Here is a 6,525-nt window from a genome sequence, read left to right on the forward strand (position 1 = left end):
AATTGTCATAATTCCACGCTCCGAAACAGACAATTAAAAAAGAAATCAGCATTAAAATCAGTCCGATGTAAATCCATTTCTGTTTGTTCAAAATATTTTTTGAAAATAATATTGCAACTGAAATCAGTTTCCCAATTAAGGAAATCAGAGCTATTAAAAACAGACTGCTTTCAATAGGATATTCTTTCTGGAAGTCAAATCCGTTTTTGATTAGCATTGGAATACTGATAACTTCAAACATTATCATTATTCCGTAACCGTGTCCAGCAGGAACTCCAATCAGAATTATTGAGTTCAGAATTAAGGTTAATATTATAGCTTTTTTTATCAATTCAGTTGGGTTTTCAGCTTGCGTACAACGGTTTTGTGTATGATTTCGTTGCGTGTTTCAGCAACTAATTTAGTGAAAAATAACAGGCAATAATTCAGCGCGAGGATTTTCCGAAAGGAAAATCAGAAGCAATGAATTATACACGTTGTTGGCAGCTGTAATTTTATTCCTCCTTTTCTTTTATTTCTAAATCGTAATAATATTCTTTTCCACAAATACATTCCTCTATAAGTTCAGGTTCATAAAAATTCACAAATTTTTTAACTGCTATAATTGCTCTCGTGAAATCAAACTTTATCATTTTTCTATAAGTAGCTTTATATTGAGTATTTGTTGAATCCTTTATTGGTTTTAGATGTATTATTTCATTTCTTAACTCAATAACTTTTCGGACTCTAAAGTTATCTCGTTTAAATTCCCTTTTGAATTTCTTTCCTTTTATTACTGGTAAAACAGTATCTATTTTATGAAATATAGAAACATCATATTCTTCTCCTTTTTCGTTAATAAAATAATTATCAGGAATTTGTCTATTAGCAAAACTTTCAATAGTTGATTGTAAGTTTATGATACAATTAGTAGCAAATTGAAAAAAGTTTCCAAATATCTTAGGGTCAATAGGTTTGTGTAATTCTTTTAGGGTTGGTGATTTTTCTAATAAATTTTTTTTTGTCGTAATTAAATTTCTATGAAACATTATTGCATTTGAATAGAAAATTGTTGTTGGGTTTAATTCAGGAATAATTACTTTTTCCTTTACATTCAAATAATCAAATGCATAAATGATTGAATCCTCAAACTCAATTAATAAGTCCCAACCTAACTCATCAGATAGTTTATTTGTTTTGTGAAATTTCTTAGAATCTTGTTTACTTTCCTCTGGTATTTCAATATCCTTTACAGCATCAGTCAGATTAAAATCTTTATTGATTTTTTTAGTAGGTTTTAATTTGATGTGCGTAAAATGCATTTTAAGAGTTCTTTTATTATTGCTGCCAACGGCTTCGTATAACCCGTCAGTTATCGGACTAATTTAGCCAAAAGTTTTTAGTTATTTACTAGTTTAAGCAATTCTGAGTGGATTCGGACGTAGTCGAATCCGCCGTAATTGCGGTTATACATTGTTGTAACACGTTTTTTATATTCCACTAAATATTGAATTCAGTTCTATTTCACGTTTTTCAATTCCGTCCATTTTATCAATTTTCTGTCCGAATATTTTATTCCAAAAACCTCTTTTTGTAAAGTCATAGGAATAGCTGAAATCCGAGTCAAATTCCAAAATGTAAAGTTTCGACTTTAAGACTTTTTCATTTTTCACAAACTGAACTTCTTTTCCTTTTAATCCGTTTTTGAGTATTGAAAGAACTCCGTAACGATTCTGTTCATTAAATTCCAATGCTGGATTTCCATAAGTTTTTCCGTCATCACTAAAATCGTGCTGATAGAAATATTCACCTTTCACATATTTGTTATAACCTGGAACTGTCGGATTGAAAATTTGCAAATAAATAAGTAAGTTGTCTTTCAGATATCCAACTTTTATTTCAGTCAGAGAATTTTTCTTAGTCGATTTATAAGTTTCAATTTCCGCTTCTCCTTTAAATTCAGTAGCTGGATTTTCAAATTGACCGCTGTCAATTAAAATTTGATTTATAAACTCTTTCCAATCTTTGAATTCTTGCATTTTCTTGATTTGGTCAAATGTGTTACAACGTTTTGGCTATGGTTAGTACGGGGATAGAAAGCCCAAAGACTTTTAATTTAGCACGTAGGCAAAACAATTTTTTTGCTTTTATTTTTTCTGTCAAAAGTCAAATCAAAATTGATTTGACGGACTTTGTAAATATACACTTTCCTTTGGATTTAACACTAAACCCCGTATTAATTATAGCCCTTGTTAGGTTTAGTTTTTTATTGATTCAGTTTTCCATTTAATATTACACCTTTGCCTTTTATTATTATTTTAAGTTTAGGATATTTTTTTGAAAGGTTTAGTAATTCATTAATCTCATTATCTAATTCAAAGTCTAATATGACAGAGTTTAGTTTTTTTTGGTTAAGGAGTTTTGTCAATCCAATCATAGTTATTGAAGTATTTTCAATATGAACCAATTCTAATTGTTCAATGTCAGATAGAAACTCAATACATTTATCAGTCAATTGTGGGTTGTCTTTGAGTCTTAATTCTTTCAATTGCCTTAATGGTTTCAAATTTTGAAGCCCATTATCTGTTATTTCTGTTAAATCTAAATCCAACAGTTTTATAGATTCTAATTGTCCTATAATTTCAAGATGTTTATCAAATAAATCAGAGCTTGATAGATTCAAGTGTGTTAGCTTTTTTAATTGACATAGTTTCTCTAATTCAGTTATTTCAATTTCTCCAAAAAAAGAAAGACTCAAATAATCTGTGTTTATATTTACTTCTTTGTCAATTATTTGCATTGTATTTTTTAATTAAACCTAACGGTCTCGTATAACCGTCAGTTACGGGTTTTAAATTACTATTTTTCGATTAAGTACTGACGCTCGCAATTCCGAGTGGATTCGGACGTAGTCGAATCCGCCGTAATTGCGGTTATACATTGTTGCCTACAGTTATTTTTATTCATTCTCGATTTTATTCAATTCCGCTATTCTGTTTTTATGCATTTCAAATATTATTTCAGGATTCCATTCGTCATCTTCTGTTTTTCCGTGTCCCAATGACATTAGTGAAACTAATTTTCCATTTTCTGCGTAAAATTGGCAAGTCCAAGGCTGCAGAGTGAAATGGTTAATTGGCATATATTTTATTGATTCCTCTGCGTAAATAAGTTCTCCGTTTTGTTCGTAATAAACTTCTTCGTAAAGAACTGTTTCTTCGTGCGAGTCAATTTGTATAATTCTTTTCCCATTATCAGTATCGCAAATCCGCCAAAATTCCGTTTTTCCATTAAAGTCAGTTACGGCATTTACATTTTGGGAACATTTGGAAAGTTCAGCCAAATATTGGCCGTTAATTTCAGTCCTTAATTTTTCTTCTTTCTCTAATTCAGTTAATTCAGTTTCTGAATCAGAGGCTATTGTTTCAGATTCCGCCACATTTTTTTCAGTTGAGTTGCTTTTTTTCGATTCGCAAGCAGTCAATGAAATCAAGATTATTAATGTCAGCAGGATTTTTTTCATAATTGTAGGCAACGGCTTCGGCTATGATTAGTGCGGGAATAGGGAAGCGATAGCTTCACGATTAAGCACTAAGACGAAGCATTTTGTTTGCTTTTAATTTTTTCTTGTTCAAAAGTCAAATCAAAATGATTTGACGACATTATAAAATACACTAAACTTTGGATTAAACACTAAAACCCGTATTAATTATAGCCAATGTTAGCTATAGTATTTTTACCAAGGTTTTTCATCAAACAACGTTTTGGCTAAAATAGTCTTTAAACAATTTCCTGCATATTTATATTCGTTAGTAATGTCAAAACAATAATAATATTCATTTTTAGAATTAATTCCGATATGAACATATGTCTTTTCTGTTATTGCGAAAAAAGTAAAGTCTCCATCTATAAAAGGTATGTCTGAAAATTCGATTTCTCTATATGACTTATCTGTCTTTTCAATTTTTAATCCACCATATTCTTTTAAAATATTTATTACTTTTTCTGAATATTTTTCAGAGTCAATATTTGCAATTTTAAATTGACGCCCTTGATACCAACCAAATTTTATTAACTCTTTATTTAACTTCCATAATCCAAATTCCTCTCCAGAAAGAATTTTTTCCTTGATTAAGTCCTCTAACTTTTGATTAGAATCTTTTGATCTATAATTGAACTCTAAGAGAGCTTGGTATTGTTCCGAGTTAAGAATTTTTTCTAATTCAGTAGATTCATAAACGAAATTTTCAAACTCTTCAATTGTTTCTATTCTGTTTAGATAATCTAAAATTATGGACATTTTTTGTTTATTATAGCTAACGGTAACGTATAAGAATAGTAGCGGATTTTATGCACTTACTTTTCGGTTTGTTACTGTTGTTCGATTTATAAATTTCATTTCGTTTAAGCGATTAAATCGCTATTATTTTTATACAATGTTAGCAACTGGGCTTTATCTCAAAGTTGTTTTTCTAATTACCTCATAGAATTCTGTTTCCACCTTGTCATCTGGAACATTTTTACAGCAGTTGGCTGTTTTTCTTATTCCATTCTTTTTAAAGTCGATAGTCCAACCGTTTCTTTTTTTAACTTTTATGAGTTCGTAATTATCCCCATTTGATTGTCCAGTCCAATAGTCCTCATTGACTTGCACCCAATCTATGTCAAAATTCAAACGGTCAAGAGCTTGTCGAAAATCATTACAATTTTGATAACGAGTACCTTTATTTTTATGGATTGATTTCTTTAAAATCTTAATCACTTTTTCAGGTATATGAGGCAAAAAAACTCTTGGCGGAAATCTATCTCTTTTTACAGCTTTTTTCCATTCCTCAATACTTGTAAAAGTAAAGTCTAATTTATTCGTGTTATTTAAAAGTCTATAAAAAGTAATTCCAGTAGCATAAATGTCTGAAATTTTATCCATTGGATTACCCTCAATAACTTCTAATGGTTGGTGCGGTCTATAACCTTGCATATTACTCAATTCTGCGTGATAGTCTATAGCTAAACCAAAATCAGAAAGTTTAATTTCGTCGTTATCTCCGAAAAGAATATTTGCAGGTTTTATATCTCGATGTAAAATATTATTGTTATGTGCGTGTTCAAGTCCTAATAAAGCTTGTTGAATTACTCGGCACGCACTTTTTGTACTTATAAATCTTTTTTCAATACGTTTTTGAATAGAACCTTTTGCAAGATATTCCATTACAATTGTTACTACTTGCTCTCCTCTAAAAATTGTCGTTCCAACATCTTTTACATCAACGATATGTTTATGTCTACAAGCGTCTAAAGTTCGCCCTTCTTTTACTGCATTAACAAATTTATTTGGGTCAGTTACTTTTATAACCTTAACTGCAATTTCTCTCTGTAAAAAAGGGTCAAAACACAAGAAAACGTTACCAAAATGTCCGTTTCCAATGTGGTCAATTATCTGAAATTTATCTATTTGTTCTTTTGCCATTATAAAATGTTAAACCAAGCTACTAAAACAGCATCTTTCATTGCTTTATTCCAATAAGGTTTGTGAATTCCAATTATTGGGTCAATGTACTTATAAACATCTGTTTTCTTTGGTTCACCGAATTTAGTTGCATTTATTCCTTGTGATGAAAAGCAATTGACTTTTATTCCTTTTTTCTTCGCAATAAGATTAAGAATTCCTTGAGGATAACAAGAAGCTTTTATTTGGTCAAGTGATGATAGTGTTATTGATATTTTATGAGATACAATATTTGGCTTATGCTTGTCGATTATCAATGAAATTTGTGTTTCAAACCATTCCATTAATTCGTCAGTTTCAAGGTTTGGAAGAACTATTTTATTTTTTTCAATTATAGATGGTGCTGTTGCTGTTTTTTCCAGGACTGCGAAACTAAATTCATTCTTAGCGAAGTTAAATCCGATTGCTTTCATTTTTATCAGTTGGTTTTTTTTGCCTTGTTGCTAACGGCTTCGTATAACCGTCAGTTGCGGGTTAAATTAGTTGTTTTTTCTTTTATTCACTAGCGTTAGCAATTCCGAGTGGATTCGGACGTAGTCGAATCCGCCGTAATTGCGGTTATACATTGTTAGCCACTGGTTTTATTATTTTATTCGTTTCAAGTTCATCAGACTTTCTTTTTGGTTCTCTGTAATCAATATGAATGAAAGCTTTTGTTCATTGACCGAATAAATTTTCATCTTTTCAGTTTTTGTTTCTTCTTTATCACTTCTTTTCCCGATTAATGTAAGTGTAGAATTTGTAAGTTCCCATGTTCCTGAAATCGAATATTCTTTGCTAGGCATATCAAAATTCCCATTCTCATGAATTATAAAATCAAATTGTTTCACAGAGGATTTTACTATTGAATCGTTGTAATCTGTTGTGTTTTCAAATCTCCATTTACCAACTAATGATTCTATTTTAATTTGAGAAAAACAATTAGTTGATAAAATCAGGGCTACTATTATCAATAGGTGCTTCATTTTACTTGTGGCTAACGATTTTGCTAAGCATCCGTTTTAATGGTGCTTAGGTTTTGTTGTGTGCTGTAATATACA

9 protein-coding genes are annotated in these 6,525 nt (G+C 30.3%); all 9 read right to left on the reverse strand.

Features of this window, described 5'->3' with window-relative positions; translation table 11 throughout:
- A partial coding sequence (locus ACFQ1U_RS02185) for a hypothetical protein (protein ID WP_386104855.1) occupies window positions 1-331 on the reverse strand: 331 nt, incomplete at its 3' end.
- A 163-nt stretch (window positions 332-494) separates the two neighbouring features.
- Complete coding sequence (locus tag ACFQ1U_RS02190; RefSeq protein ID WP_386104857.1) at window positions 495-1,301, reverse strand: hypothetical protein; 807 nt, start codon at window positions 1,299-1,301, stop codon at window positions 495-497.
- Window positions 1,302-1,469: 168 nt separating this feature from the next.
- Window positions 1,470-2,018, reverse strand: a complete 549-nt coding sequence (locus tag ACFQ1U_RS02195) for a hypothetical protein (protein WP_386104859.1) — start codon at window positions 2,016-2,018, stop codon at window positions 1,470-1,472.
- A 227-nt stretch (window positions 2,019-2,245) separates the two neighbouring features.
- A complete protein-coding gene (locus tag ACFQ1U_RS02200) occupies window positions 2,246-2,779 on the reverse strand; it encodes a hypothetical protein (RefSeq protein WP_386104861.1) in 534 nt (177 codons plus the stop codon).
- 159 nt (window positions 2,780-2,938) lie between these two features.
- Entirely contained in the window at window positions 2,939-3,502 is a 564-nt protein-coding gene (locus ACFQ1U_RS02205; protein ID WP_386104863.1) for a hypothetical protein, read from the reverse strand.
- Window positions 3,503-3,715: 213 nt separating this feature from the next.
- Entirely contained in the window at window positions 3,716-4,279 is a 564-nt protein-coding gene (locus ACFQ1U_RS02210; protein ID WP_386104865.1) for a hypothetical protein, read from the reverse strand.
- A gap of 153 nt (window positions 4,280-4,432) precedes the next feature.
- Window positions 4,433-5,446 carry a serine/threonine-protein kinase gene (locus tag ACFQ1U_RS02215; RefSeq protein WP_386104867.1) on the reverse strand — a complete coding sequence of 338 codons (1,014 nt, stop codon included), beginning with the start codon at window positions 5,444-5,446 and terminating at the stop codon, window positions 4,433-4,435.
- Window positions 5,446-5,898, reverse strand: coding sequence for a hypothetical protein (locus ACFQ1U_RS02220; RefSeq protein WP_386104869.1), 453 nt, complete (start codon window positions 5,896-5,898; stop codon window positions 5,446-5,448). Before ACFQ1U_RS02220 ends, ACFQ1U_RS02215 begins: the two co-directional genes overlap by 1 nt.
- Window positions 5,899-6,069: 171 nt before the next feature.
- Window positions 6,070-6,438, reverse strand: a complete 369-nt coding sequence (locus ACFQ1U_RS02225; protein WP_386104871.1) for a hypothetical protein — start codon at window positions 6,436-6,438, stop codon at window positions 6,070-6,072.
- Window positions 6,439-6,525: the final 87 nt, after the last annotated feature.

It is taken from the genome of Tenacibaculum geojense (genome assembly GCF_042676005.1).
Taxonomy (GTDB): domain Bacteria; phylum Bacteroidota; class Bacteroidia; order Flavobacteriales; family Flavobacteriaceae; genus Polaribacter; species Polaribacter geojense.